The organism is Pseudomonas sp. Marseille-QA0892 (assembly GCF_054950135.1).
Genome location: NZ_CM143104.1, coordinates 4,411,745 through 4,438,410, shown reverse-complemented (window position 1 = coordinate 4,438,410; position 26,666 = coordinate 4,411,745). Strand labels below are relative to the sequence as shown.

Genomic DNA, 26,666 nt, shown 5'->3' with positions numbered 1-26,666 from the left:
TATGACCGCGTGGGTAACGGGCCCTGGCGTCCCGGCGTAAGGGGAGCGACTATCGCCCGCGCCAGGCCGCGAACCAACCCAGGCCATCTTCGGTGCGCCCGCGTGGCATGTATTCGCACCCAATCCAGCCGTCATATCCCTCCCTCTCCAGCGCCTGGAAGAGACATGGGTAATTCACCTCACCCTCATCAGGCTCGTGCCGATCTGGCACGCCTGCGATCTGGATGTGCCCGATAGCATCGCGTCCACGACGCCAACCTTCGAGCAGATCGCCCTCCATTATCTGCGCATGAAAAAAGTCGTACTGCACGCGTAGATTCGGCTCATCCAGCTCGGCGCGAATGGCATGCGCGTCAGCCTGATGATTGAGGAAATAGCCCGGCATGCTGCGGGTGTTGATAGGCTCGATCAGCAATGTAATCCCATGGGGCGCAAGGGTGCGCGCCGCGTATCGCAGGTTTTCCAGATAGCAGTCTCGCATCCGGCTTCGCTGCTCATCGTCAGCAACGAGCCCGGCCATGGCGTGCAGCCGCTTGCAGCCGAGCGCCAGCGCATATTCCAGTGCCTCTCCCACGCTTTCACGGAATTCGGTCTCGCGGCCAGGCAACGCTGCAATGCCCCGCTCTCCCGCGGCAAAGTCGCCAGGCGGCAGGTTGAAGAGCACTTGCTCCAGGCGATAAGTCTGTAGACGCTGGCCGATTTCCGACGCGGAATGCTCATAGGGAAACAGGTATTCGACACCCCTGAAGCCCGCGGCGGCGGCGCGCTCGAAACGGTCCAGGAAGGGCGCGTCATTGAACAGCATGCTGAGGTTTGCAGCGAATCGGGGCATAAGGTCACCACTCGGCGCCGAAGGCTTGGCGAAGCTCTTCGATCTGTTCGTCGTTCAGCACCCGTGCCGGCTGCTGTCTCAAAAGCAGGTAAAGCTTGGCCGTCTCTTCGAGCTCCTCGATGGCGTAGGTCGCCGACTCAAGGTCTTTGCCGGAAACAACCGGACCGTGGTTCGCCAACAGGACGGAGCTGTGCTTGCCGGCCAACCCGCGAATGGCCTCGCCCAGGCCCGCGTCACCAGGGCGATGGTAGGGAATGAGCGGCAGGCGCCCTACCCGCATCACGAAATAGGGCGTGAGCGGCGGAAGGCAAGAAGCCGGGTCCAGACAGTCCAAACAGGAGACGGCGGCTGAATGTGTGCAGTGCAGGTGAACGATAGCACCGGAAGACTCACGTCCTTCGTACATCGCCCGATGGAGGAATGCTTCCTTCGACGCCGGCTTGCCGGCCAGGTGATTCCCGTCCCAATCCAGCTTTGCGATATCGGCGGGGTCCAGTTCGCCCAGGCACGCATTCGTCGGCGTGAGCAGCCAACCGTCATCGAGCCGTGCGCTGATGTTGCCCGAGGCCCCGGGACTCAATCCGCGCAGATACAGCGATCGCCCGAGGTCCGCAATGCGTTCGCGCAACTGGTGTTCATTTGCCATCCAGCACCTCCCAGGCCTTGACCATGAAATCCAGGCCACCGAAGTTGCCCGACTTAAGCGCCACCGTCAGTGGCATCGAGTCTGTTCGAGATTGTGTCCAGGGAACGCCTGGCGCGATCGACGGGCCAATATGCAGCGCCTGCACGCCCAGCGCGCGGACCACTGCACCGGAGGTCTCGCCGCCGGCCACCAGCAGCTGGCCGACGCCCTGCTCCCTTACCAAGCGCTGAGCAATCTGAGCCATGGCGGACTCGATGCGCTCGCCAACGAGCGCGACACCATATTGACGCTGAGCATGCTGGACCTGTTCGGGGTTACTGCTTGCATAGAGCAGTACAGGCTTGTCAGGGCGCTGTGCCGCTGACCAGGCAAGGGCGTCTTCGATAGCGCCTTCAGGCTTGGCCATCAGCGCATGAGGATCGAGGTAATAAGCCGGATAATGCGCCTTGGCCTGCTCGAGCTGGCTCAGGGTCATGCGTGAGCAACTTCCGCTCAGGATGGCCTGCCGCCCGACCGGCGCTGCAAGGCTCTGCATGTCATCGCCCTGGCCAAGCGCACCGCACGCTCGCCATCGGGAGGCGAGGCCGAGCGCGAGCCCGGACCCGGCGGTCACCAGCCTGAGCCCTTCACACGCAGCGCCAAGCACGTCCAGATGGCGGTTCTCGATCGCATCGCAAACGGCAATCCCGGTGCCCTCGGCGCGTAGCGACTCAATTCGTACGCGCACTGCCTCTGGGCCCGCTTCCAGGCAGCGATAGTCGATCAGGCCTACCGAGTGGCGCGTCTGTGGGGTCAGCACTCTCATGAGGTTCGCGTCACGCATGGGGGTTAGCGGATGATCCTGCATACCGCTTTCGTTGAGCGGAACATCGTTGGCGAAGAGATACCCGTTGAACACCGTTCGACGGTTCTCAGGTAGCGCCGGACAGGCAATGGTAAAGGACTCGCCCAGCGCGTCGAGCAGCGCGTCGGTCACGGGGCCGATGTTGCCTTCGGACGTCGAATCAAAGGTCGAACAGTATTTGAAGTAGAACTGCTGGCAACCCTGGCGCTGTAACCATTGGAGCGCGTTCAGTGACTCCTGAACGGCATGTTCCTTGGGCTCAGTGCGCGTCTTGAGTGCCACAACGATAGCGTCCACCTCGCCCAGCACGACATCGTCACTCGGGACCCCGATGGTCTGTACACAACGGGCACCGCCGCGAACCAGCATGCTTGCCAGGTCCGTCGCCCCAGTGAAGTCATCTGCAATGCAACCAAGCAATGGCATGATCAACGCTCCTGTCCAGGCAAGCGGATGCCCGGAAATATCTTTGCGACGGCGATATCGTCCTCGCGGCCGAGGCCTGCCGCCGATGCTTGCTTGAACATCTGATGCGCTGCGGCGGACAAGGGCAAAGGAAACGGTGCCTGTTGCGCCGTTTCCAATACGAGGCCCAGATCCTTCACGAAGATATCCACGGCCGAGCGTGGGCTATAATCACCGGCCAGCAGATGCGGGACGCGGTTTTCGAACATCCAGGAATTGCCAGCGCTGTGGCTGATCACGTCGTAAAGCACCTGGGGATCACAGCCCTGCTGAATACCGTAGCTCATGGCCTCGGCTGCAGCCGCAATGTGCACACCCGCAAGTAGCTGATTCACGAGCTTCACCTGCGAACCCTGGCCGGGCGCATCACCCAATCGGTAGACCTTGCTCGCAACCGCATCCAGCGCCTTGGCTGCGCGGTCGAATGCAACAGCCGCACCGGACGCCATCACCGTCAGATCACCACTGGCGGCGCGCGCAGCACCGCCGGAAATGGGCGCATCGAGCATGTACACTTCGCGCTCCGCCAGGCGCTCGGCGATAAGGCGCGCCGAGGTGGCGGACACGGTCGCGCAGCTCACCACGACAGTACCGGGCGTCAGCAAAGGCGCCAGACCTTCCTCACCAAACAACAGGCTTTCCGTTTGCGCGGCGTTCACGACGACAATGAAAAGGACTTCGGTGCGCGATGCGAGCTCACCCGGTGCAGACGGAACATGACCGCCGTCTTTGGCAAAGCGCTCACGCCCGGCCGGTAGTACGTCGTATCCCCAGACCGGCAACCCTGCGCTCAACAGTGAGCGCGCCATGCCAGATCCCATCGAGCCAAGCCCGATCACGCCGATCATTTGTTCGGTCATCTTCGAAGTCCTCTTGTTCTTATGAATGGAATGAGACGCGCGTATTCAGCTGCCGGCGCCCTCCCTCAGGCGGCGCTCAGCGCTGGCAACATGCGTCGCGGCAGCCAGGCGCGCCGCGTCTGCATCCTGCCTTGCGATCGCCTCGTACAACGCTGAGTGCTCCTGATCCACCTGCATCATGTAGGCAGGGATACGGGCTTCATTGCGGCGAGTAACGCTGATTGCATGAAAGAGGAGCTGGTGCAGAAACTCGATGGTTGCCACGAAATGGCGATTGCCCGTGGCCATTACCACAGTGCGGTGGAAAGCAAGATCCTCACGAACGCCATCCTCGCCACGTGCAACGGCATCAGCCAGCTCTTCCAGCGCGTTACGCATCCCACGCAGCTGGGCGTCGGTACGGCGCTCCGCAGCGAGGCCAGCCGCCTTGACCTCGAGCCCACTGCGAATCTCAAGAATATCGACCACCGCATCGAGCTGGCCGCCCGGCGATGGCAACCGCAACGAGACCGATGGCTCGGCTGCGACGTAGGTACCGCGCCCCTGATGAGACGCGACGAGGCCCTCGCGCTTGAGCATCGATATGGCCTCACGGACGACGGTGCGGCTTACGCCGTATTGCTCGCATAGCGCCTGCTCGGTCGGCAGGCGACTCGCCGCCGCAAGTTCACCGTCATGGATCGCCTGGGAGAGTGAACCCGCCAGCTGCTCCGCTAATTTCGGCGTTTGCGTCATCGAGCCCAGCATGTTTTTCATGTCTTGAAGAAGGTCCTCTTGCGGTACCGGTTGCACCGCGCATAAATTCATCATACAACCTGACAACTGTTTGTCACGTCTACCCACAACAACAAGAATCCGGGACGCGTTCACGCAGCAGTACCCGGCATTCTCCTCGCACGGAGACCGCTCGATGACAATCGTCGTTACCGGTGGCGCTGGCTTTCTCGGCAGCCAACTGATCCAAGCTCTGCTCCAAACAGACGCAGGCGATATCGCTGGCCCTACGCCTGACATTGTTTCCATCGATCTCGCCCCCTGCCCGGTTAACGACCCGCGGGTCCGTTCCATCACCGGCGACGTCTCAGATCCTGAGCGGCTTGCGGGCTGCATCGACACGAAGGTCTCCCACGTGTACCACCTGGCGGCGATCGTCAGCGGCCAGGCCGAGGCCGATTTCGATCTGGGCATGCGGGTGAATCTCGACGCGACACGTGCGTTGCTCGAAGCCTGCCGCCAGCGGGCACGACAACCCAAATTCGTCTTTGCCAGCTCCCTTGCGGTCTTCGGTGGCACGCTCCCGGAGCGCGTCGCTGAAACGCAGGCCCCCATGCCTCAATCGTCATATGGCGCGCAGAAGGCCATTGGCGAACTCATGGTCAACGATTACTCGCGAAAGGGTTTCATCGACGGGCGCGTATGCCGCCTGCCGACCATCTCGGTTCGCCCGGGGCGGCCAAACGCGGCCGCGTCATCCTTCGCCAGTGGCATCATTCGCGAGCCGCTAGCCGGTGAGCCGAGCGCCTGCCCCGTACCGCTGGATACTCAGCTGTGGCTGTGCTCGCCTCAGACCGTCATCCGGAACCTCGTCCATGCGGGGCGCGTGGATGGTGAGGCGTTGGGCGCTCACCGTACCCTCAATCTACCGGGCATATGTGTGACCGTGAGCGACATGCTCGAGAGCCTAGAGCGCCTCGCCGGACCTGAAGCTCGGGCGCGCGTAACACTGGAACCCGATGAACGTATTCAGCGCATCGTCTGTAGCTGGCCCGGCGATTTCGATATCGACCGCCCGTTAAAGCTGGGCTTTGCGGTTGACGATGGCATCGACGCGCTCGTCCAGGCTCATCAACGTGCGTCCGCGGCGTAGCGGACCACAGAGACACCGTTCCCACCAATAAGAACAAGAGGGTATGTCATGACAGGTGCATCCGCCGCGGCTGGGCCGCAACTCATGGTCGGTCTCGTACTGGCTATCGTTATCCTGATCGTCCTGGTTCTCCGAACACGTATCCACGCGCTACTGGCATTGGTCATCGCCACCTCCATTGCCGGCCTCGTGGGCGGCATGGCGCCGGATGCACTGGTCAAAAGCATCACGACGGGTTTCGGCGCCACGCTGTCCACGATCGGGCTGGTGATCGGCTTCGGCGTCATGATGGGGCGCCTACTGGAAATCTCGGGCGCTGCCGAGCGCATGGCCTACAGCTTCATTCGCTGGCTGGGAAACAAGCGCGAGGAGTGGGCGATGCTCATCACCGGGTATATCGTTTCGGTGCCTATCTTCTGCGACTCGGCATTCGTCATCCTCAATCCGCTGGTCAGGGCGCTCGCCCGTACGAGCGGCAAGTCGATGGTCACGCTCGGCATCGCCCTCGCAGGCGGGCTGATGCTGACCCACCATGCCGTCCCGCCCACCCCCGGCCCGCTGGGCGTTGCAGGTATCTTCGGGATCGATATCGGCCTGATGATCCTCTGGGGCGTCATTTTCACCATTCCGGCGATGTTCGTGCTGATCGCCTATGCCCGCTATATGGGCCCGCGCATCGAAGCGAGCCTCGGCGCGGCGCCCGACGAAGCGCAAACCCGCCAAGCGTATCAGCAGATCCTGGCGCGAGCGGAAGAACGCGAAGCGAAGCTACCGCCTCTGTGGCTTTCTGCGCTGCCTATCGCCTTGCCTATCCTCCTCATCTTTATCAACACACTCGCCACTGCGCTGGGCAAGCAAGGCATCGCGACCGCGGTGACTCAGGGCACGGTTGGGCAGATCATCACGTTTATCGGAAACCCGGTCATCGCCGTAGGGCTTGGCGTCATTGTCGCCATCTATGGGCTGGTACCGAGAATGCCGCGCGAAGAAGTGATCCGGGAGATGGAAAAGGGCGTCGAAAGCGCCGGCATCATCCTGCTGGTCACCGGTGCGGGCGGCGCGATGGGCGCCGTCCTGCGCGACAGCGGTGCCGGGCAGTACATTGGCGAGTGGGTAGCGACCCTTCCCCTGCCTGCGGTGCTGATCCCGTTTGTGATTTCTTCGCTGGTCCGACTCATTCAGGGCAGCGGTACGGTTGCGATGATCACCGGCGCGTCGATCTCGGCCCCAATCCTCGCCACGATACCCGACGTGAATATCGTCTTCGCCGCACAGGCTGCCGCCATCGGCTCGATGATGTTCAGCTATTTCAATGATAGCTACTTCTGGGTAGTGAACCGGCTGCTCGGCGTTACGCAGGCGAAACAGCAATTGCTGACGTGGTCCGTTCCGTCGACCCTCGGCTGGTCTACCGCGCTGGTCACCCTGCTGATCTTCAACGCGATTCTCGGCTGACGAGACGAGGGAGTCCCATTAGGGGCTTCCTTCCACTTGAACACCCTGAACAGCACGCCTCTTTTGGTAGACGTCCAACTTTCACAATGATTACGACGTTACCTCAAATCAACAAGGCATAAAAAAACCCGCATCGGCCGAGGCCGGTGCGGGTTCTTCATGCGTTGCCTGTTACAGCAGCGACAGGGTGTAGCTGACGATTACGCGGTTCTGGTCCTGATCGCGAACACCGTCGATACCCGAACGGTACGACGCGTTACGCCAGGCAAAGCCCAGACCTTTCGCAGCGCCATTCTGGATGACGTACTCAACGGTCAGGTCACGCTCCCACTCGTCGCCACGGTTGCCGTTGTTGGCGCGGCCGTCGACGCCCTTCAGGTAAGCCAGCGATGTCTTCAGACCCGGTACACCCAGGGCAGCGAAGTCATAGCTGTACTGACCGAACGTGGTGTTCTGGCCAGCGCGGCTGAAGGAGTTGATCTGACGGTCAGTCAGCAGGTAAACGCTGGCACCGCCAGCACCTTCGCCGATGTTGCCCTGGTTCAGCTGAGCGAAGTTGCTGTTGTTCGACACACGCTGGTGGCCCAGCATGATGGCATGGCTGTCGATGCTGTATGTGAATGCAGCACTCCAGGTGTTGTTGTCGATCTTGCCGTCGTTGTTGTGGGTGTAACCACCGAAACGATAGCCAGCGGTGCCCTTGCTGTTCTCGCCTTCGCCGCGGGTGCGGAAGTAGCGCAGGTCGGTCTTCAGCGACTGCTTGTCAGCGATCGGCAGCGTGTGGGTCAGGCCCAGGAAGTGCTGCTTGTAGAAGTCGTCCAGGTTGGCGAAGTAGTACTGAGCGGTCAGGTCCTTCATCGGCTTCCAGTCGGCGCCAGCGAAGCGGAACTGGTTGCTGTCTTGAGAAGCACCGGCAACGGACAGGCTGGTACGGTTGGTCGATGCACGGCCTACGGCGTGCTCGATCTGGCCAGCAGTCAGCGTCAGACCATCAATCTCGTTCGAAGTGACGATGCCGCCTTCGAAGGTTTGTGGCAACAGACGACCGTCGTTCGCTACCAGGATCGGCAGCTTCGGCATTAGTGCATTGCCGTAGGTCGCAGTGGTCTTGGAGAAACGCACCTTGGCGTTGGCGCCAGCATGGCTCCACTCGTCACGCGCGGATCCGTCGCTCTTGTCAGGGATCATCGAGCTGCCCTGGTGGTGGCCGCGGCCGCCATCCAGACGGAGGCCTACGAGTGCCAGCGCATCCAGGCCAAAGCCAACGGTGCCTTCGGTAAAGCCCGACTTGTAGTCGACCATGAAACCCTGACCCCACTCTTCCGTCTTGGACGGAGCAGCGGTGCCACTACGGTTGTCGTTGTTGAAGTAGAAGTTACGCAGGCTGACGTTGGCTTTGCTGTCGCCAATGAAGTCGGCAGATGCGGTCTGGCTCAAGGCCATTCCAAGCGTCGCTGCGGAAATGGCAAATCCCAGTTTCGTCTTGAGCATGTTCTTGTTGTCTCCAATGGTGTGTGTAGAGATCACGTGCAACGGACCCGGCATCTACCGGGGCGGTCAATCGCTGTTGGCTGCGAATCGTGACTACATGGTCAGCCCTGACCAGCGCCCGCTCCCCGACAACGACCAGGGCGAACCCATGGCAGCGTCTGCAGAGTGCGAAGTCGCGGTTGCCTGACTCACGACGTTACGTCCCGACATCCTCTTATTCAGCGCAACGCCCAGCATTAGGCGCTATCCAAGCCTGACAAAACCCCCTGTCAGAGCTCGAGACGCGCCTAGCATGCCATCTTTTGGGAAAAAAAGAAGTCTTGCTGAACTTAAGGTGCCGACTGGCGTCATCCGCCGCCGGGATGCTCGATGTCGTCTTCGGCCGTAATGATCTGGTTCTTGCCCGAACGCTTGGCCTGGTACATGGCTGCGTCCGCGCGGCCAAACATGGCGTCGAGAGACAGGTCGGTTGCACGCAAATTGGTCAGTCCTTGGCTCAATGTGACGCCAAAGCCGCCCTGCTCGGTTGGGAAATGAAGACGCTGAACTTCCCGTTGCAGGCGCTCAGCAATTTGCAAGGCCAGGTCGGGCGTACACCCAGGGAGCAGCGCAGCAAACTCCTCCCCACCAATGCGCCCGAAGAGATCGCCGCGACGTAGCACGTTGGATCCCGACTGCGCGATGCGCTGCAGCACCTGGTCGCCCATCTGGTGACCGTAGCGGTCATTGATCTTCTTGAAGTCATCGATATCGAGCAGCAGGAACGCCAGCGGGCTACCGAACTCGCGGGCCAACTCGAACTCACGTAGCGCGCAATCGAAAAAATGCCGCCGGTTGCTGCTCTGGGTCAGCACGTCCGTAGTCGCGAGCCGATGCAACTCGCCCTCGAGCTGCTTCTTTTCAGTGATGTCTTCGGCAATGCCGACGATGACGACGTCGCTATCGCTATCGCCTTCGCGGCGGCTGACGAAGCACTTGTCGCTCAGCCAGCGGACCTGGCCATCGCTACGAATGATCCGGTACTCGCGCCCCTCCATCGCATCCTTCACCAGCACTTCCGCGAGGCTCTGCTCGGCGTAATCCAAGTCATCCGGATAGATGCTGTTGCGCCACTCGCCATAGTCTGCAAGCAGCAGCGCGGCGGAGCGGCCAAAAACACGTTCATACGCGGGACTGACATACGTATAGCGCTGGGCCTTCCAGTCGAAGGCCCACAGCACCGCATTTACGCTACCCAGCAGGCTGCTGAACATTTCTTCACGTTCACGCAGCCGCTCGACCTCGCCCCTGCTGTGCAGCAAGGCAAGTGTCAATTGTTCCAGTTCTGTTGAATGGCCGGCGGCATCATCCATGGCGCGACTCTCTACTACGGATCGAATGTGGCTCTGACAGCAAAATCCCAAAAAAAAACCCGCTTTCGCGGGCTTTTTATCAGTCGAACGGTGCCGCCTATCCGGAACGTGACACACCGCTCACTTTTAAGGTGCGGGCGCTGATGCCGGACGAAGTGAATAGGTCTTCAGTTGATCCGCGAACTCGGTCAGCGCATTGATTCCGCTGGCCTCCGCTTCCTGGATCCACTCCTTGATCGCTGCCAGCATTTCGTGCCCGTTGCTGCTGGTGCGCACCCAGATCGACTGCAGCGCCAGACGCTTCTCATAGACCACCTTTAGCGCGTGGCTCTGCTCGAGCACGGCCTGCAAGCGGGTGTGATGCTGCTCGCGCAACAGGCTCGTTTCGCGGGACATCAAGGATTTTGCGCGGCGGAAAAGGTGGTGGGACGACTTGTCGGCGAGCGACAGCTCATGCTTCACCTGCGGTGCGATCACCGTCTTGCGGTAGTGCGCCATGATCTGGAACCGGTTATTAAGGATGGCCATCGCCGTATCCATGTCCAGCTGCCCCTTGCCCTCGACGCGATGCGCAATGGGCGCCACGCGTTGCACCTTCGCGAGCTTCAGGATGCTGAAGAGCCGGATCCAGGCCCAGCCCATATCGAACTCCCATTTGCGTACGGACAGCTTCGCTGAGTTGGGATACGTGTGGTGATTGTTGTGCAGCTCTTCACCGCCAATAATGATGCCCCATGGCACCAGGTTGGTGGCGGCATCCCGGCACTCGAAATTGCGGTAACCAATGGCATGACCGAGACCATTGACGACACCGGCCGCCCAGAATGGAATCCAGATCATTTGAACGGCCCAGACGGTAAGGCCCAGCGCACCGAACAACGCAAGGTCGATCAAGAGCATGAAAACGATACCCAGGTTCGGGTAGCGGCTGTACAGCTTGCGCTCGATCCAGTCGTCCGGGCAGTTCTTGCCGTAGATACGTAGCGTCTCTTCGTTCTTGGCTTCGGCCTTGTAAAGCTCTGCGCCACGGCGCATGACCGTACCCAGACCCTTGACGACAGGGCTGTGCGGGTCGTCTTCGGTTTCGCATTTTGCGTGATGCTTGCGGTGGATAGCCGTCCACTCACGGGTGTTCATGGCCGTGGTAAGCCACAGCCAGAAGCGGAAAAAGTGCTTGAGTGCCGGATGCAGCTCCAGCGAGCGGTGCGCCGAATAGCGATGCAGATAAACCGTGACGCTGACGATGGTGATATGCGTGACCACCAGCGTGACGGCAACCAGCTGCCAGACGGAGAGATCAAGTAGACCGTTGTACCACATGAATAGGGTAGCCCTCGGTGGTTGGAACAGGGCTCGAGAACGAGCGTGTCCGCATTATCACTGAGCCCTCCAGGATTACCAGTCCGTCTTTTTGATGAGAATGTGTCGGAAGCGTCCTTATAATCCGTCCCCGTCGACTCTTTTCCCACCACTTCGATCAGGTATTCATGTCAGTTCCTCGCCGTGCCCTTGCCTGCTGCCTTATATATGTAGCCATAGCCACAGCCTGGATCTTCTACGGAGATGCGCTAACCACGGGGCTTTCGAGCGACCTGGCCGCTTGGCATACACCGCTTACCCTCGCACTCGTACTGGCCTCGGCGGGTGCTGCTTATGGGCTGCTACGAAGCAGCGCCGCCAAGGCCGAAGCGGAGCGGCAGAAACGATGCGCGCAGCACGACACGCTCCGACAGGCGGCAGCGGTCTTTCGGAGCACACAGGAAGGCGTACTGGTGACAGATGCCCACTCGCGCGTCGTCCACGTGAACCCGGCGTTCAGCCGTATCACCGGGTACGCTCCCGACGATATCATCGGCCAGAACCCACGCATTCTGAAGTCCGGCCGACACCCTGGCCATTTCTACCAGGCACTGTGGGATCAGCTGCACGCGACGGGGTCCTGGAGTGGGGAGATCTGGAATCGCCGCAAGGATGGAACCCTCTTCCCGCTCTGGCAGACGCTGAGTGCCGTGCCCGATGAGCAGGGCCAGGTAACGCACTATGTTGCGGTGTTTTCAGACATTACGGCGAGCAAACGCTCCGAACGGGACCTCGCCTTCCTTGCCCACCACGACCCCCTGACGCAACTGCCGAATCGACTTCTCTTCAGCGAGCGCGTCCAGTTGGCGCTGGACCGACAAGGTGCTGATGGCGGCGCTGCGGTCCTGCTGATCGACCTCGACCATTTCAAGCACATCAACGACAGCCTCGGCCATGCCAAGGGGGACCTGCTGGTAAAAGCCGTGGCCGACCGCCTGCTGTCCAGACTCCAGCCAGGGACCTCCATGGCCCGCTTGGGTGGGGACGAGTTTGCAGTGCTCTATGAACCGTGCACACGCCTGAGCCAGGCTGCGGCGCTGTCCGAGCGCGTGCTGGAAGGATTCCGCGCTCCCTTCCTTGTCGACGATCGAGAACTGTTCGTCAGTGCCAGCCTCGGCCTCAGCCTCTACCCGGACGACGCACAAACTGTCGAGCAGCTCATGAGCAATGCCGACTCGGCGTTATTCAAGGCAAAGGCCAGCGGCCGGGAGGGCTTCGCCTTCTATAGTCAGGAGCTAACGGAACACGCACGCCGCCGCGTGGAGATGACCAGTGCACTACGCGTGGCGCTCAGCAACGATGAGCTTCGCGTGCACTATCAGCCTATCCATCGGTTGTCGGATCACCGCCTGACGGGCTTCGAGTCCCTCGTACGGTGGGAACACCCTCAGCTAGGCATCATTCCGCCAGGCGAATTCATTCCCATCGCCGAGGAAAGCGGGCTGATTGGTGACATCGACCACTGGGTGCTGGTGCAGGCATGCCGGCAGATGCAGAAATGGCTGGGTGAAGGGCGCGCCTTGGACTTCATCGCCGTGAACGTTTCGAGTCGGCTCTTCGGACAGGGCGATCTTCACGAACGTGTCGCCCGCACCCTTGCCCAATCCGGTCTACCACCTCGTTACCTCGAGCTCGAGGTCACCGAAAGCGCGATCATGATGAACCCTGACCAGGCGCTGGCCAGCCTTTATCGGCTGCGAGAGCTGGGTGTCCGGTTGTCCATCGACGATTTCGGCACCGGCTATTCATCGCTGCTTCGCCTGAAGCGACTTCCCGTGCAGAAACTGAAGATCGACCAGGGTTTCATTGCCGGCTTGCCAGACGACGCCGAAGACGTGGCTATTACGCGATCAGTGATTACATTGGCGCTCAACCTGGGGTTGGATGTCTTGGCCGAAGGCATCGAAACCGAGGCGCAGGCGAATTTCCTGCGTGACCTCAATTGCCATGCCGGGCAGGGTTACTGGTTCGGCCGCCCCGCGCCCGCCGAGGCACGCCAATGGAACACCATTACCGAGTGAACAAGGGCTCGCCGTAGCCGACTCGATGACGCTGGGGCTGCTATCATCGGCAGTTTCCAGCCCGCCATCGTACGAGCCGTCCTACATGAGCACCGACAAGACCAACCAGTCCTGGGGAGGCCGCTTCAGCGAGCCCGTGGACGCTTTCGTCGCCCGTTTCACCGCCTCGGTCGACTTCGACAAACGCCTCTACCGCCACGACATCATGGGCTCGATGGCCCATGCCACCATGCTGGCCGCGGTTGGCGTACTGACCGAAGAAGAACGTGACGCCATCCATGCCGGGCTGCGCGAGATCCAGACGGAGATCGAAGCCGGCCAGTTCGAATGGCGCGTCGACCTCGAAGACGTTCACATGAACATCGAGGCCCGCCTGACCCAACGCATTGGCATCACGGGCAAAAAGCTGCACACGGGTCGCAGCCGCAACGACCAGGTCGCGACGGACATCCGCCTATGGCTGCGCGACGAGATCGACGCCATCCTTGCGGAGATCACGCGCCTGCAGGATGGCCTGCTGGGCCTGGCAGAGCGCGAAGCTGAAACCATCATGCCCGGCTTTACGCACCTGCAGACGGCGCAGCCCGTGACCTTCGGCCACCACTTGCTGGCCTGGTTCGAGATGCTCTCGCGCGATCACGAGCGACTCGTCGACTGCCGCAAGCGCGCCAATCGCATGCCACTGGGGTCCGCCGCGCTAGCGGGTACGACCTATCCGATTGATCGCCAGATGACCTGCGAGCTCCTGGGCTTCGAAGCGGTCGGCGGCAATTCGCTGGACAGCGTGTCCGATCGCGACTTCGCCATCGAGTTCTGCGCGGCGGCCTCGGTTGCAATGATGCATCTGTCGCGCTTCTCCGAGGAGCTGGTGCTCTGGACAAGCGCCCAGTTCCAGTTCATCGACCTGCCGGACCGTTTCTGCACGGGCAGCTCGATCATGCCGCAGAAGAAGAACCCCGATGTACCCGAACTCGTACGCGGCAAGACCGGCCGTGTATTCGGTGCGCTCCAAGGCTTGTTGACGCTGATGAAAGGCCAGCCATTGGCGTACAACAAGGACAATCAGGAGGACAAGGAGCCCCTGTTCGACGCCGCCGACACCTTGCGCGATTCGCTGCGTGCATTCGCCGACATGGTGCCTGCGATCAAGCCGCGCCACGAGCAGATGCGCGAGGCTGCCCGCCGCGGTTTTTCCACCGCTACGGACCTGGCCGATTACCTGGTACGCAAGGGTCTCCCTTTCCGCGACTGCCACGAAATTGTCGGCCATGCCGTCCGCTATGGCGTGGAGAACAACAAGGACCTTGCCGAAATGACGCTCGCCGAGCTGCAGCAGTTCAGCGACCAGATCAGCGAGGACGTCTTCGCCGTTCTGACGCTGGAAGGTTCGGTCAACGCACGCGACCACATCGGCGGCACTGCGCCCGCGCAAGTTCGCGCGGCCGTCGCACGCGGGCGGGATCTGCTGTCTACGCGCTGACAGGTATCGAGCACCGGCCACCGGATATCGGTGGCCGGTGCTCGCTGGCTGATGTCGAACACTTCCTGAGCGGCGCACCTCGCAAACCGTTCCACATACAAGCCGAGATTCCCATGACAGTTACCATCCGGCCCGCTACGGTCGACGACGCAGCGCTGATTCTGCGCTTCATCACTGAACTGGCTATCTATGAAAAAGCCGAGCACGAAGTAAAGACCGACGCTGCCGGCATTGCTGATAGCCTCTTCGGTGAAGAGAGCACATCGTACGCGCTGATTTGCGAGCGGGCCGGCGAACCGATCGGCTACGCCGTTTATTTCTTCAACTATTCCACCTGGCTCGGCAAGCATGGCCTGTACCTGGAAGACCTTTACGTCAGCCCGGAGGCCCGAGGCCTGGGCGCCGGCAAGGCGTTGCTGAAGTATCTTGCCCGACACGCCGTCGAACGCGGGTGTGGTCGCATGGAGTGGTCGGTGCTGGACTGGAATACGCCTGCGATCGAGTTTTACGAGTCACTGGGCGCAAAACCACAGGATGAATGGACAACCTATCGCCTGACAGGGCAGGCATTAGTCGATGCTGCGCAGTGAGCGTACAGCTGTCACATTTTGTTAAGCTCGCCACCCCGCGGGGCTGATGCTTCGCTTCACGCTTCAGCAAAAGGAGCCTTGCGCATGCGCGACCTGTTCTTCTTCGATTCGATGATCACGCCGAAAATCATCACGATCCTATACTGGCTTCTGCTGGCCGGTGCCGTCATCAGCGGGCTCACATCGATCTTCTCGCCATACGGCAGCCTGATCCAGGGCTTGATGATGATTTTCTTCGGCTGCATCGGCGCTCGCATCTGGTGCGAGCTGATGATCGTGCTGTTCAAGATCAACGGTAATCTGCAGCGGCTTGCAGACAAGCCTTGATCCCTGCTTACGGCACCTTCGGGTGCCGTAATGCTATCCAGCCCTGATCAAAGCCAGCGCTTGATCTTGAAGACGGTGTAGGAAAGCGCCGCCGATGCCGCCATCGCACCCAGCGCCAGCGGGTAACCGTAGGTCCATTCCAGTTCGGGCATGATCTCGAAGTTCATCCCGTAAATGGTGCCCACGAGGGTCGGTGGCAAGAACAGGACGGCGGCGATCGAGAACACCTTGATGATATTGTTCTGCTCGATATTGATCAGGCCCAGGGTCAGATCCAGAAGAAACGCGATTTCTCCGGACATCCGATCCTGGTAGACACTCAGCGCGCGCAGGTCGCGCTCGACGGCCTTGAGTGAAGCTCTGGCCTGTTCACCCAGCCACTCCTTCTTCCCAAGGCGGGTGAACGTGATCAGTCGGCCGAACGTCAGAAGGCTCTCGCTGAGCATGGACAGCAGTGCATTGTGCCGCCCCAGGTGCTTGATGACGCGCTGCAGTTCACCCTCTTCATGATTACCGTTGGGTTCCCTGAATATGCGCTCGGACAGCCGCGTCAGCTGCGTTTGCATGTCTTCCAGCGTGTCAGCGATACGGTCGATGAATGCATCCACCAGGGACGCAAAGATGGCATCGGCACTGCGGTGCCGCTCCGGCTGCCGGCCCACGCGCGTCGGAAAGCTGCGTATTGCCGTCATCTCGGCGTAGCGAACGGTCACCAGGATGGATTGGCCAATGACGAAGAAAAGCTCTTCGCTGGCTGGCGCGCCTTCGCTGATGCCACTGATGACGGTCGGCGTGAGATAGAGGGTGCCGCTATCCTCGTAGAAGCGGGAGGAGTCTTCGATTTCTGCCATCTCTTCCCGGGTCGGAATCCTGACCCCGAGTGAGGATTCGACAAAGTGCTCCTCGTCAGCCGTTGGGCACATGAGGTCGATCCAGAGGACCTCCTCCGGTATCGACGAAAGGTCGTGCACGTCCTGACGCTGCAAGGTGCCGTGACGCAAGGCGTAATAAGTGATCATCTGGAATCCGTTCGAACAGCGCCCTGCGCTTCGAACTGGCGCTGGGCTTGGCCAAGCATACGACCGGCGTGGCAGACTGTTTACTCCGTTGGAGGAGCGAACCGTGCACGAAGAAGACGATGAAGCATTTGCCGAAACACAACTGATCCAGGCGATCGAGAACCAGCTCGAAAGCGGGGAACCGCCCGCGACGCAGGCGGTTTACAACAAGCTGAGCCTGGTGGGATACGAACGCGAGGACATCCTGCAGATGATGGCGCTCGTGCTGGCCTGGGAAATTCGAGCCATGATGGCCGACAACCGAGCCTTCGATGGTGAGCGCTACGAGTTGGCGCTGCGCGCGCTGCCGGAGTTGCCCGAAGAAGACGCCTGAGCGCCGACCCTGCGGCCGGCGCAGGGTCATCTCAACGATTGAAGTCGCCCGCGGCCTCAGGCTGGTACTCGACATCCAGCAAGGTCAGCTTGATCTGCTTCCCGGCCGGCGTGGGCCAATCGATGCGCTGACCGACCGAGAGCCCAAGCAAGGCGCTGCCCATCGGGGCCAGCACGGAGACGTTGCCGTCGGTTCGCGCGTCCTGCGGATAGACGAGCGTCAGGTGGTAGTCCTTCCCACTGCTTTCCTCACGGCAATGCACTCGTGAATTCATGGTCACCACCTTTGGCGGTACTTCTTCCGGCGCTACCACATTGGCCCGCGCCAGCTCTTCATCGAGCGCTTCGGCGGCAGGGCCAAAGTCCTCCAGGCTGTCGAGCAGATTCTCCAGGCGTTTCAGGTCCAGGCGGGTAACGGTAATGGCGGGTGCGGTAGTCATGACGAGAACACGCTCCTTGGCTAGTTCGGAAAAGCAAAAACCCCGCTCACGGAATCGGCATGCCTGCGGCGCACGGATCGGGTCCGGCGGGCGATGCAGGCGAGAAGCTGCCGTTCGCAAGAAGCGGGGTCACGTTTACGGTGTCAGGGTCGACCATAGCCGACTCCCGGACCGTAACACAGCACATCAAATAAGCAAGGAGCCGCGGTCGTCGACCGCTGATCGGGCGATCAGATCCCGGAAAAATTCAGTGCCTCGCCACCCTGCTCCTCTGCGACACGACTCAGCAACGTACCCAGCAGTTCGCCACTACCCTGGCACACCCAGCCGCCGGCATCGGCGTCATAGTCAAAGTGGAACCCACCCGAACGTGCTGCCACCCAGAGCTGCCGCAATGGCGGTTGGCGGCTCAGGATCAGTTGGCTGCGGTTCTCGAAGCGAACCGTGAGGACGCCACCCGCATTCTCGAGATCGACATCGGAATCGGCATCGTCGAAGACGTCTTCGACGCGGGTCTGGACCTCGTCGACCAAGGCGTGAAACTGGGCTTCAGTAAGGGTCATCGTGTGGTACTCCAAGGCAATGGGAATGGTGGATCTGCTTTTCTGACGAAATTCCAAAGCGCCCATCTGGCGCCGCATCCGTCTGCCGCAACGCCCGCCGTACGGGCCTTTGCCGAATAGGCAAGGGGACAGGGCGTCGGTATACTCGGTCGCAATCATGCTTATGACAAAGGATTCCTTCATGAAGCGCGTCCTGCTTCCCTTCCTCGCTCTCGCCGTTCTTTGCGGCGCTCTCGCCGGATGTGGCCAAAAGGGCCCATTGTATCTTCCGGACGACAACAAGGCCGGCAACAGCAAAGACCGGTTCGAACTATAACGAGGAGCGCACCATGGAAGCTTTTGACTACCGCGACGGCACGCTCTTCGCGGAAGGCGTCGCGTTGTCCGCGATCGCGGACCGCTTTGGCACCCCCACCTACGTTTACTCCCGCCAGCATATCGAAGCGCAGTATGCGAGCTACGCCGATGCGCTCGCAGGCGTGCCTCATCTTGTCTGCTATGCGGTCAAGGCCAACTCGAACCTGGGCGTTCTGAATGTGCTCGCTCGCCTGGGCTCCGGCTTTGACATCGTTTCGGCGGGTGAGCTCGAGCGCGTCATCGCGGCTGGCGGCGATCCGGCGAAGGTTGTTTTTTCAGGCGTAGGCAAGTCCCGTGATGACATGCGCCGCGCACTGGAAGCGGGCGTCCACTGCTTTAACGTGGAGTCCGCCGCCGAGCTTGAGCGCTTGCAGGAGGTTGCCGAGCAGATGGGTGTCAAGGCGCCCATCTCCCTGCGCGTCAACCCGGACGTGGACGCGGGCACACACCCCTACATTTCCACCGGGCTCAAGGAAAACAAGTTCGGAATCGATATCGCGGACGCCGAATCGGTGTACGCGCGCGCCTCCGAACTGCCGAATCTTGAGATCATCGGCGTGGACTGCCACATCGGTTCGCAGCTGACCACACTGCCGCCATTCCTAGATGCCCTCGACCGCCTGCTGGCGCTGGTTGACCGCCTGGCCGAGCGCGGCATCGTGATTCGCCACCTGGATCTCGGTGGTGGGCTGGGTGTGCGCTACAAGGATGAAACGCCCCCGCCAGCCGCAGACTACATTGCAGCGGTGCGCAAGCGCATCGAAGGCCGTGCGCTCACCCTGGTGTTCGAACCCGGGCGCTACCTGGTGGCCAATGCCGGCCTGCTGCTCACGCAGGTGGAATATCTCAAGCACACCGAGCACAAGGATTTCGCCATCATCGATGCGGCCATGAACGACCTCATCCGCCCCGCTCTGTATCAGGCGTGGATGGACGTGGTGCCGGTCACCCCGCGCGAGGGCAAATCCCGCTCGTACGATCTGGTGGGCCCGATCTGCGAAACGGGCGACTTCCTGGCAAAGGAGCGCGAGTTGTCGCTGGCCGAAGGCGACCTGTTGGCCGTGCGCTCCGCCGGTGCCTACGGCTTCGTCATGAGCTCCAACTACAACACCCGCGGCCGTGCCGCCGAGGTCATGGTGGACGGGGAGCAAGCGTTCGAAGTCCGTCGCCGTGAAACGCTCGAGGAATTGTACGCGGGTGAAAGCCTGCTGCCGGCCTGAGGTCTTCCCATGCTACTGCGCTTCACCAAGATGCACGGGCTGGGCAATGACTTCATGGTCCTGGACCTCGTCAGCCAGCACGCGCATATCCAACCCAAGCACGTTCGCCAGTGGAGCGATCGTCACACGGGTGTGGGCTTCGACCAGCTTCTCATCGTCGAGGCCCCAAGCGACCCGGACGTCGACTTCCGCTACCGGATCTTCAATGCAGACGGATCGGAAGTGGAACAGTGTGGCAACGGAGCTCGCTGCTTTGCTCGGTTCGTCCTGGACAAGCGCCTCACTGCCAAGCGAGTAATACGCGTCCAGACCAAGAGCGGCATCATCGAACTGCAGACGCGCCAGGACGGCCAGGTCACCGTTGATATGGGCCCTCCGCGCTTCGCGCCCGAGCAGATCCCATTCGAGGCACCGGAACAGGCGTCCGTCTACGCGCTGGATGTCGATGAACAAACGCTCGAGATCTGCGCACTGTCGATGGGTAATCCCCATGCCGTCATCCGCGTACCGGATGCCGAGCAGGCGCCCGTTCGCGAGCTCGGTCCAAAGGTTGAAAACCATCCTCGCTTCCCGCAGCGCGTCAATGCGGGATTCCTGCAGGTACTGGATCGCAAGCGAGGGCGCCTGCGCGTTTGGGAACGTGGTGCCGGCGAGACGCAAGCCTGCGGAACGGGTGCATGTGCAGCAGCCGTGGCCGCGATCAGCCAGGGCTGGATGGATTCGCCTGTCCAACTGGAACTCAATGGCGGCCGCCTGACCATCGAGTGGGCAGGCCCCGGCAAGCCCGTTATGATGACCGGCCCTGCCGCACGCGTGTACGAAGGCCAGATCCGCTTATGACCGAGACAACGACCCCTTCCACACTCGACGCCACTGCCGTTGCCGAGTACCTGCGTCAGCATCCGGAGTTTTTCGTCGATAATGAAGAACTGATCCCGGAGCTGCGCATTCCCCACCAGATGGGCACGACGGTCTCGCTGGTAGAGCGCCAGGTCAAGCTGCTCCGCGAGCGCAATATCGAGATGCGCCATCGCCTGTCCGAACTGATGGATGTCGCACGCGACAACGACCGGCTGTTCGACAAGACCCGCCGCCTTGTACTGGACCTGCTCGATGCATCGACCCTCGAGGAAGTGGTCAGCAGCGTGGAAGACAGCCTGCGCCATGGCTTCAAGGTGCCCTTCGTCAGTCTCATTCTGTACAGCGAAACGCCACACCCCGTCGGGCGCACGGTCACCCAGGCCGAGGCCCAGCATGCTATCGGCAGCCTGCTCGCCGGTGGCAAGACGGTCTGCGGCGCGCTGCGCCCCCATGAGCTGAACTTCCTGTTTGGCGACGAAGGCAGCAAGGTCGGCTCGACGGCACTGGTAACCCTCAATCATCATGGCCTGCTGGCCATCGGTAGCAGTGACCCCCAGCACTACAAGAGCTCGGTCGGCACGCTATTCCTCAGTTATATCGCCGACGTCATGGTGCGCGTATTGCCGGGTTTCGCCACACCGTTGCGCTCGGTTCGCTAGACACCCTGACCCGTCACAGGAGGCGCTTCGTGCAGGCAGACATCGACCGTTATCTCAGTCACCTGCGGCACGAGCGCCAATGTTCGCCCCATACGCTAAGCGCCTATACGCGAGACCTGGAAAAGCTGCGTACGTTGTGCGACAGCGTAGGGCGCACCCGTTGGGCAGAAGTCAGCGCACCCGACCTGCGCCATCTGATGGCAAAGCTTCACCATCAGGGCCTCTCGGGTCGCAGCATCGGACGCCTGCTGTCGGCCGCTCGCGGTCTGTACCGTTATCTCGTCCACCAACGCCTTTGCGAACACGATCCCACCGCCGGGCTGCGCCCACCGCGTAGCGAGAAGCGCCTGCCCAAGGTGCTGGATGTCGACCTCGCCAAGCAGCTGCTTGATGGCGGGGTCGAAGACGACTTTCTTGCCCGCCGTGACCAGGCGATGCTCGAGCTGCTTTACTCCTCTGGACTGCGTCTGTCAGAGCTCGTAGGCCTGGATCTGGACCAGCTCGACGCGAGTGAAGGCCTGGTCAGGGTCAAGGGCAAAGGCGGCCGGGACCGCATCGTTCCCGTAGGCCGAAAGGCACGCGAAGCAATCGACGCGTGGTTACCGCTGCGCACGCTGGCCAACCCATCGGGCGGTGCACTTTTCATTACCCGGAAGGGCACACGCCTCGGGGCTCGTGCCGTCCAGTTGCGGCTACGGCAGGCCGGTGTACGCGAACTAGGGCAACATCTACATCCGCACATGCTTCGCCACAGTTTCGCCAGCCATCTGCTGGAGTCGTCCCAGGATCTACGCGGCGTGCAGGAGCTACTCGGCCACGCCGACATCTCCACGACGCAGATCTACACGCACCTGGACTTCCAGCACCTTGCCAGCGTCTATGACGCCGCACACCCGCGGGCCCGCCGCAAACCCGCTACGCCAACAGGTACGGAAGAATGACAATCGAGCTGATCACCTTCGATCTGGACGACACCCTCTGGGAGGTCGCTCCCGTCATCCTCAATGCGGAAGCCGCGTTACGCGAATGGCTGGCCAGGGAGGCGCCCCGATTGGGCGACATGCCCGTTGAACATCTTGGGGCTATCCGCACACGCCTGGTCGAGGACGAACCGGCACTGCGGCATCGCATCAGTGAATTACGTCGTCGGGTACTGCGCCATGCGTTGACCGATGCAGGCTACCCGGCCGGCGAAGCGCAGTCGCTAGCTGAAACAGGTTTCGAGGTCTTCCTCGCCGCGCGTCATGAAATCGAGCTCTTTCCGGAAGCACAACCCGCGCTGGAGCAGCTGGCGAACCGCTACCGCCTCGCCGTCCTCACGAACGGCAATGCCGACATCCGCCGGCTTGGACTGGCTGACTACTTCGAATTCGCACTGAGTGCTGAAGATGTCGGCGTAGGAAAACCGGACCCGAGGCCATTCGAGGAAGCATTGCGTCGCGCGGGTGTCACGGCTGAAAAGGCGGTGCATGTCGGCGACAACCCGCTGGATGATGTGGCTGGCGCGCAGGCAGCATCCATCGCTACGGTCTGGTTCAATCCAATGGGCAAGCCATGGGCAGGCACCAAGGCGCCCGACCGCGAGATTTGCAGCCTTGCCGAACTGCCTGAGGTTCTCGACAACTGGTAGTGGCGGCGGCGGGCCCGCCTTCAGAAGTGCAAAGTCTACAAAAGAAAACACCGAAGGCGCGTTGGCAGATCGCTTAAGAACCCGCCAACACGTCGCAATCGATCGGACCGTTTACCGATAACATCGGCATCGGCCCGTCACGAACCGTGCGAACACGGCGACCAGTGACGGACCGAAATCACAACGCCCTTGGCTAATGCTTTCAACCAATGGGCGCCAGAAGTGATGCGATCAGATAGGGCGGCTGCCGTACTTGCCGTCAGGCTTCTTGGGCGGGTCAGAGACGACGTTGGGTTCGATCTCCTGGACCCGACCACCCCGCGACAGGAACTCTTCCATCGCCTTCGCCAGTGCATCGCGCTCGCGCTGCTTGGCCTCAACGGATGGCAGCTCCTCAGGCTCTACCGCCTTGGCTTTCTTGCCGCTGGGGGCAGGAGCCTGCTCGCTGTCGTCGCCGGCATCGCTTTCATCGGCATCAGCCGCACCCAGGCCTTCATCCTCTTCCTCACCGTTTTCCAGATCGTCTTGTTCGAGTTCTTCGTCGCTCATGCTCTACCTCACATCTTTTGCCATGCAAGTTATGTTGTGTTCCAGATCAGGTTCGCTGGCCTCAGTCGGCCTCACCCTGCAGGGTGGCCATCACCTTCCGGCTCCCCCCATGGTCACGGTGCTCTCCCAGGTACAGCCCTTGCCAGGCGCCCATTGCCAGTCGCCCCTCAGCGATTGGCAGGGTCACACTGCAGCCCAGCAGACTGGACTTGAAGTGCGCTGGCAGGTCGTCCGGACCTTCGTAGTCGTGTTCATAACCCGGCTCGCCATCCGGCGCCAATCCATCGAAGAAACGTGCGAAATCGCGCCGCACCGAAGGGTCGGCATTTTCATTGATGGTCAGGGATGCCGAAGTATGCTGAAGCCAGAGATGCAAAAGACCGATCCGATATCGGCGCAGTTCCGGCAGCCGCTCGAGCACCTCATCCGTGATGAGGTGGAATCCTCGTGGCTTCGGGGCCAATTGGATCAGGGTCTGTCGCCACATGATTCGTCAGTTCCAATTATCGAACCAAAAGTGCTTGATCGCGTCTCGGCGAGCGCATTCTAGTGGGCTTTACAGCGAATACAAGCCGCGACAGAACCGACCATTGGCGTCTTGCAAGCGTTCCCTCGAACAGCCAAACGACCGCTTGAATACACGTCGCGAATCCGGACTAACTGAAACGCAAACGCCCCGACGAGTCGGGGCGTTTGTGGCAACAGGGACTCAGTCAGGATTTGCGCGTGAACTCTGGATACGCTTCCATGCCGCACTCGGCCACGTCCACGCCGTCGTATTCTTCTTCCTCGCTGACGCGCAGCCCCATTGTCGCCTTGAGGATGCCCCAGACGATCAGGCTCATGACGAAAACCCAGCCGAAGATACAGACGATACCCAGCAGCTGCGCACCGAGCGTCGCGTCCGGGTTGGTCAGGCAGACGGCCAGCAGGCCCCAGATACCGCAAACACCATGAACCGAGATGGCGCCGACGGGGTCATCGATACGGAGCTTGTCGAGCGCGAGAATGCTGAACACGACCAGGACGCCACCGACTGCACCAATCAGGGTGGCCTGCAGCGCACTTGGCGTCAGTGGCTCGGCAGTGATCGCAACCAGCCCAGCCAAAGCGCCGTTCAATACCATGGTGAGATCCGCCTTGCCGAACAGGATGCGCGCCACGATCAGCGAACCTAACAGGCCGCCAGCGGCTGCCATGTTGGTATTGGTGAACACCTGCGCGACCGCGTTGGCGTCATCGAGCGTGCTGATACGCAGCTGCGAGCCGCCGTTGAAGCCGAACCAGCCCATCCAGAGAATCAACGTACCCAGTGTTGCCAGCGGCAGGTTTGCACCCGGGATTGCATTCACCTGTCCGTTGGGGCCGTACTTGCCTTTACGGGCACCCAGGAGCAGCACGCCCGCCAGTGCAGCGGTAGCGCCAGCCATGTGCACGATGCCGGAGCCGGCGAAATCGATGAACCCGGCCTTGTCCAGGAAGCCGCTGCCCCATTTCCAGTAGCCCTGCACCGGGTAGATGAAGCCAACCATTACCACGGCGAACGCGATGAATGCCCAAAGCTTCATCCGCTCGGCGACCGCACCCGAGACAACCGACATGCAGGTCGCGGCAAAGACGATCTGGAAGAAGAAATCGGCACGCGCCGAGTAGTACGGCGCATCGTCGCCACCGGCCATGACTGCATCCGCAGTGTGCTCATCACCGATCAGGAAGCCCAGGCTTGGGAGGATGCCCCCTGCGGGGCTCGAATACATGATGTAGTAGCCGACCAACAGATACATGACCGACGCAATGGCGAACAGCACGATGTTTTTGGTCAGGATCTCGGTCGTGTTCTTGGCGCGGACGAGACCGGCCTCAAGCATGGCGAAGCCTGCGGCCATCCACATGACCAGCGCGCCACAAACAACGAAGTAAAGGGTATCCAGCCCGTACTGAACGGGAATGACTGCTGCAGTTTCCATATTCACCTCTTGCTGTCGCGTCCATTGCGGACGCCATCAGTGAATGCACCCGGCAGCGCCGGGCGCATTTCCCTCGTTTTCGGTGACAGGCGGCTTACAGGTTGTAGCCGCGCTCGTTGTGCAGGGCCAGGTCCAGGCCCACCGTTTCTTCTTCTTCGGTGACACGCAGCCCGAGGACCAGGTCGATCACCTTCAGAATGATGTAGGTCAGCACAACCGTGTAGGTGATCGTGAAGGCAACGCTTTCGAACTGAATCCACAGCTGCGTTGCGATGCTTTCAACTTCGCCGAAACCGCCCAGGGCAGGCGATGCAAAGGCGCCTGTCAGGATCGCGCCCACGATGCCACCAACCGCATGGACGCCAAACACGTCCAGCGCATCGTCATACTGCAGCTTGCGTTTGAGGCTGGTGGCGCAGAAGAAGCAGATGACGCCAGAGGCAATACCGATCGCCATGGCGCCTGCCGGGCCAACCGTACCGGCGGCTGGCGTGATGGCTACCAGGCCTGCCACGACACCAGACGCGATGCCCAATGCACTTGGCTTACCGTGTGCCACCCATTCCGCGAACATCCACGCCAGCGCTGCAGCCGCCGTCGCAATCTGCGTCACCAGCATCGCCATGCCGGCCGTCTGGTCTGCAGCTACCGCAGAGCCCGCATTGAAACCGAACCAGCCTACCCACAGCATGGCCGCGCCCATCAGGGTGTAGCCGAGGTTGTGCGGTGCCATGGGCGTCGTCGGGAAGCCCTTGCGCTTGCCGATCATCAGGCATGCGACCAGGCCTGCAATACCGGCATTGATGTGCACCACGGTGCCACCGGCGAAGTCGAGCACCCCCCAGTCCCACATCAGGGCACCGTCGCCGCTCCAGACCATGTGGGCAATCGGAATGTAGACGAGAGTGAACCAGACGCCTGTGAAGATCAGCATGGCCGAGAACTTCATTCGCTCGGCGAACGCGCCCACGATGAGCGCAGGCGTGATGATCGCAAAGGTCATCTGGAACGTGACGAATACGCTTTCGGGAAATGCCTCGGTCAGGCTTTCCTTGGTGACATTGACGAGAAAGGCGTTGGAGAACCCACCGATGAAGGAATTGAGGTTCAACACGCCGGCTTCCATACCTGTCGTGTCGAACGCCAGGCTGTAGCCGTAGACCATCCAGAGGATGCTGATAAGCCCTGTGACAGCGAAGCATTGCATCATGACCGAGAGGATGTTCTTGGAGCGGACCATGCCGCCGTAGAACAGCGCCAGACCTGGAATGGTCATGAACAGCACCAGTGCCGTCGATACCAGCATCCAGGCAGTGTCGCCACTGTTGAGAGTCGCCTCTTCCTGCGCCAGGGCAATGCCTGGGCAAAAAAGAGACGCAAGGGCTCCTAGCCCCGCGAAATTTCGCAGAGTCATGAGAAAGTGCTCCTGGGCGGGGTAGA

General features: G+C 61.2%; 29 protein-coding genes. 14 read left to right on the top strand and 15 right to left on the bottom strand.

The window, feature by feature from the left end:
• Window positions 1-49: 49 nt before the first annotated feature.
• From otnI to ACY8D3_RS20515, 5 genes are read right to left on the bottom strand one after another with little or no spacing between them, the layout of a single operon-like run.
• On the bottom strand, window positions 50-832 hold the full coding sequence (gene otnI, locus ACY8D3_RS20535) for a 2-oxo-tetronate isomerase (protein WP_462380688.1): 783 nt from the start codon (window positions 830-832) through the stop codon (window positions 50-52).
• A gap of 4 nt (window positions 833-836) precedes the next feature.
• Entirely contained in the window at window positions 837-1,478 is a 642-nt protein-coding gene (gene otnC, locus ACY8D3_RS20530; RefSeq protein ID WP_462380687.1) for a 3-oxo-tetronate 4-phosphate decarboxylase, read from the bottom strand.
• Complete coding sequence (gene otnK, locus ACY8D3_RS20525) at window positions 1,468-2,748, bottom strand: 3-oxo-tetronate kinase (protein ID WP_462380686.1); 1,281 nt, start codon at window positions 2,746-2,748, stop codon at window positions 1,468-1,470. Before otnK ends, otnC begins: the two co-directional genes overlap by 11 nt.
• A gap of 2 nt (window positions 2,749-2,750) precedes the next feature.
• Window positions 2,751-3,647 (bottom strand): L-threonate dehydrogenase, encoded by an 897-nt coding sequence (gene ltnD, locus ACY8D3_RS20520; protein ID WP_462380685.1) that lies wholly within the window; start codon window positions 3,645-3,647, stop codon window positions 2,751-2,753.
• Between the two features lie 45 nt (window positions 3,648-3,692).
• Window positions 3,693-4,403, bottom strand: coding sequence for a FadR/GntR family transcriptional regulator (locus ACY8D3_RS20515; RefSeq protein WP_462380684.1), 711 nt, complete (start codon window positions 4,401-4,403; stop codon window positions 3,693-3,695).
• 154 nt (window positions 4,404-4,557) lie between these two features.
• Between ACY8D3_RS20515 and denD the strand changes: the two genes are divergently transcribed.
• Both denD and ACY8D3_RS20505 read left to right on the top strand, forming a co-directional pair.
• Entirely contained in the window at window positions 4,558-5,514 is a 957-nt protein-coding gene (gene denD, locus ACY8D3_RS20510) for a D-erythronate dehydrogenase (protein ID WP_462380683.1), read from the top strand.
• Between the two features lie 48 nt (window positions 5,515-5,562).
• Window positions 5,563-6,969 carry a GntP family permease gene (locus ACY8D3_RS20505; protein WP_462380682.1) on the top strand — a complete coding sequence of 469 codons (1,407 nt, stop codon included), beginning with the start codon at window positions 5,563-5,565 and terminating at the stop codon, window positions 6,967-6,969.
• Window positions 6,970-7,140: 171 nt separating this feature from the next.
• Here ACY8D3_RS20505 and ACY8D3_RS20500 read toward each other — a convergent pair whose 3' ends face one another.
• Window positions 7,141-8,460 (bottom strand): OprD family porin, encoded by a 1,320-nt coding sequence (locus ACY8D3_RS20500; protein WP_462380681.1) that lies wholly within the window; start codon window positions 8,458-8,460, stop codon window positions 7,141-7,143.
• On the opposite strand from ACY8D3_RS20500, the gene ACY8D3_RS20495 reads away from it, so the two are divergent.
• Entirely contained in the window at window positions 8,459-8,647 is a 189-nt protein-coding gene (locus ACY8D3_RS20495; RefSeq protein WP_462380680.1) for a hypothetical protein, read from the top strand. The two genes, ACY8D3_RS20500 and ACY8D3_RS20495, sit on opposite strands and share 2 nt — an antisense overlap.
• 160 nt (window positions 8,648-8,807) lie before the next feature.
• Here the strand turns inward: ACY8D3_RS20495 and ACY8D3_RS20490 are convergent, their stop codons facing one another.
• Together ACY8D3_RS20490 and desA are read right to left on the bottom strand one after the other, a co-directional pair.
• Entirely contained in the window at window positions 8,808-9,812 is a 1,005-nt protein-coding gene (locus ACY8D3_RS20490) for a GGDEF domain-containing protein (protein WP_462380679.1), read from the bottom strand.
• Between the two features lie 126 nt (window positions 9,813-9,938).
• Window positions 9,939-11,132, bottom strand: coding sequence for a delta-9 fatty acid desaturase DesA (gene desA, locus ACY8D3_RS20485; RefSeq protein ID WP_462380678.1), 1,194 nt, complete (start codon window positions 11,130-11,132; stop codon window positions 9,939-9,941).
• Between the two features lie 167 nt (window positions 11,133-11,299).
• Between desA and ACY8D3_RS20480 the strand changes: the two genes are divergently transcribed.
• The 4 genes from ACY8D3_RS20480 (at window position 11,300) to ACY8D3_RS20465 (ending at window position 15,589) form a co-directional block, all read left to right on the top strand.
• A complete protein-coding gene (locus ACY8D3_RS20480) occupies window positions 11,300-13,192 on the top strand; it encodes a putative bifunctional diguanylate cyclase/phosphodiesterase (RefSeq protein ID WP_462380677.1) in 1,893 nt (630 codons plus the stop codon).
• A gap of 85 nt (window positions 13,193-13,277) precedes the next feature.
• Window positions 13,278-14,672 (top strand): argininosuccinate lyase, encoded by a 1,395-nt coding sequence (argH, locus tag ACY8D3_RS20475; protein WP_462380676.1) that lies wholly within the window; start codon window positions 13,278-13,280, stop codon window positions 14,670-14,672.
• 113 nt (window positions 14,673-14,785) lie between these two features.
• Window positions 14,786-15,262: an N-acetyltransferase family protein gene (locus tag ACY8D3_RS20470; RefSeq protein ID WP_462380675.1), complete on the top strand. Its 477-nt coding sequence runs from the start codon at window positions 14,786-14,788 to the stop codon at window positions 15,260-15,262.
• Window positions 15,263-15,346: 84 nt separating this feature from the next.
• Complete coding sequence (locus ACY8D3_RS20465) at window positions 15,347-15,589, top strand: DUF4282 domain-containing protein (RefSeq protein WP_462380674.1); 243 nt, start codon at window positions 15,347-15,349, stop codon at window positions 15,587-15,589.
• 47 nt (window positions 15,590-15,636) lie between these two features.
• On the opposite strand, the gene ACY8D3_RS20460 is transcribed toward ACY8D3_RS20465, so the two are convergent.
• Window positions 15,637-16,608: a CorA family divalent cation transporter gene (locus ACY8D3_RS20460; RefSeq protein WP_462380673.1), complete on the bottom strand. Its 972-nt coding sequence runs from the start codon at window positions 16,606-16,608 to the stop codon at window positions 15,637-15,639.
• A gap of 103 nt (window positions 16,609-16,711) precedes the next feature.
• Between ACY8D3_RS20460 and ACY8D3_RS20455 the strand changes: the two genes are divergently transcribed.
• Window positions 16,712-16,981 (top strand): hypothetical protein, encoded by a 270-nt coding sequence (locus tag ACY8D3_RS20455; RefSeq protein WP_462380671.1) that lies wholly within the window; start codon window positions 16,712-16,714, stop codon window positions 16,979-16,981.
• A 31-nt stretch (window positions 16,982-17,012) separates the two neighbouring features.
• Here the strand turns inward: ACY8D3_RS20455 and rnk are convergent, their stop codons facing one another.
• Window positions 17,013-17,420, bottom strand: a complete 408-nt coding sequence (rnk, locus tag ACY8D3_RS20450) for a nucleoside diphosphate kinase regulator (protein ID WP_462380670.1) — start codon at window positions 17,418-17,420, stop codon at window positions 17,013-17,015.
• A 230-nt stretch (window positions 17,421-17,650) separates the two neighbouring features.
• Window positions 17,651-17,983: an iron donor protein CyaY gene (cyaY, locus tag ACY8D3_RS20445; protein ID WP_462380669.1), complete on the bottom strand. Its 333-nt coding sequence runs from the start codon at window positions 17,981-17,983 to the stop codon at window positions 17,651-17,653.
• Between the two features lie 181 nt (window positions 17,984-18,164).
• Here cyaY and lptM point away from each other — a divergent pair, with 181 nt between their 5' ends.
• The 6 genes from lptM to ACY8D3_RS20415 are packed head-to-tail and all read left to right on the top strand — an operon-like array spanning window position 18,165 to window position 22,710.
• Window positions 18,165-18,299 carry an LPS translocon maturation chaperone LptM gene (gene lptM / locus ACY8D3_RS20440; RefSeq protein ID WP_462380668.1) on the top strand — a complete coding sequence of 45 codons (135 nt, stop codon included), beginning with the start codon at window positions 18,165-18,167 and terminating at the stop codon, window positions 18,297-18,299.
• 13 nt (window positions 18,300-18,312) lie between these two features.
• The gene (lysA, locus tag ACY8D3_RS20435) at window positions 18,313-19,560 is read left to right on the top strand and encodes a diaminopimelate decarboxylase (protein WP_462380667.1); all 1,248 of its coding nucleotides are present in this window, start codon (window positions 18,313-18,315) and stop codon (window positions 19,558-19,560) included.
• Window positions 19,561-19,569: 9 nt separating this feature from the next.
• Window positions 19,570-20,400, top strand: a complete 831-nt coding sequence (dapF, locus tag ACY8D3_RS20430) for a diaminopimelate epimerase (RefSeq protein ID WP_462380666.1) — start codon at window positions 19,570-19,572, stop codon at window positions 20,398-20,400.
• Window positions 20,397-21,080, top strand: a complete 684-nt coding sequence (locus ACY8D3_RS20425) for a DUF484 family protein (RefSeq protein WP_462380665.1) — start codon at window positions 20,397-20,399, stop codon at window positions 21,078-21,080. The genes dapF and ACY8D3_RS20425 overlap by 4 nt, the downstream gene beginning before the upstream one ends.
• Window positions 21,081-21,109: 29 nt before the next feature.
• The gene (gene xerC, locus ACY8D3_RS20420) at window positions 21,110-22,021 is read left to right on the top strand and encodes a tyrosine recombinase XerC (protein ID WP_462380664.1); all 912 of its coding nucleotides are present in this window, start codon (window positions 21,110-21,112) and stop codon (window positions 22,019-22,021) included.
• Window positions 22,018-22,710, top strand: a complete 693-nt coding sequence (locus tag ACY8D3_RS20415; protein WP_462380663.1) for an HAD family hydrolase — start codon at window positions 22,018-22,020, stop codon at window positions 22,708-22,710. Before xerC ends, ACY8D3_RS20415 begins: the two co-directional genes overlap by 4 nt.
• Before the next feature lie 231 nt (window positions 22,711-22,941).
• On the opposite strand, the gene sutA is transcribed toward ACY8D3_RS20415, so the two are convergent.
• The 4 genes from sutA to ACY8D3_RS20395 all read right to left on the bottom strand — a co-directional run bounded on the left by sutA (window position 22,942) and on the right by ACY8D3_RS20395 (window position 26,640).
• On the bottom strand, window positions 22,942-23,259 hold the full coding sequence (gene sutA / locus ACY8D3_RS20410) for a transcriptional regulator SutA (protein ID WP_462380662.1): 318 nt from the start codon (window positions 23,257-23,259) through the stop codon (window positions 22,942-22,944).
• Window positions 23,260-23,320: 61 nt separating this feature from the next.
• Complete coding sequence (locus ACY8D3_RS20405) at window positions 23,321-23,746, bottom strand: secondary thiamine-phosphate synthase enzyme YjbQ (RefSeq protein WP_462380661.1); 426 nt, start codon at window positions 23,744-23,746, stop codon at window positions 23,321-23,323.
• Window positions 23,747-23,972: 226 nt separating this feature from the next.
• Window positions 23,973-25,226: an ammonium transporter gene (locus ACY8D3_RS20400; RefSeq protein ID WP_462380659.1), complete on the bottom strand. Its 1,254-nt coding sequence runs from the start codon at window positions 25,224-25,226 to the stop codon at window positions 23,973-23,975.
• Between the two features lie 94 nt (window positions 25,227-25,320).
• Window positions 25,321-26,640, bottom strand: a complete 1,320-nt coding sequence (locus tag ACY8D3_RS20395) for an ammonium transporter (RefSeq protein WP_462380658.1) — start codon at window positions 26,638-26,640, stop codon at window positions 25,321-25,323.
• Window positions 26,641-26,666 lie beyond the last annotated feature (26 nt).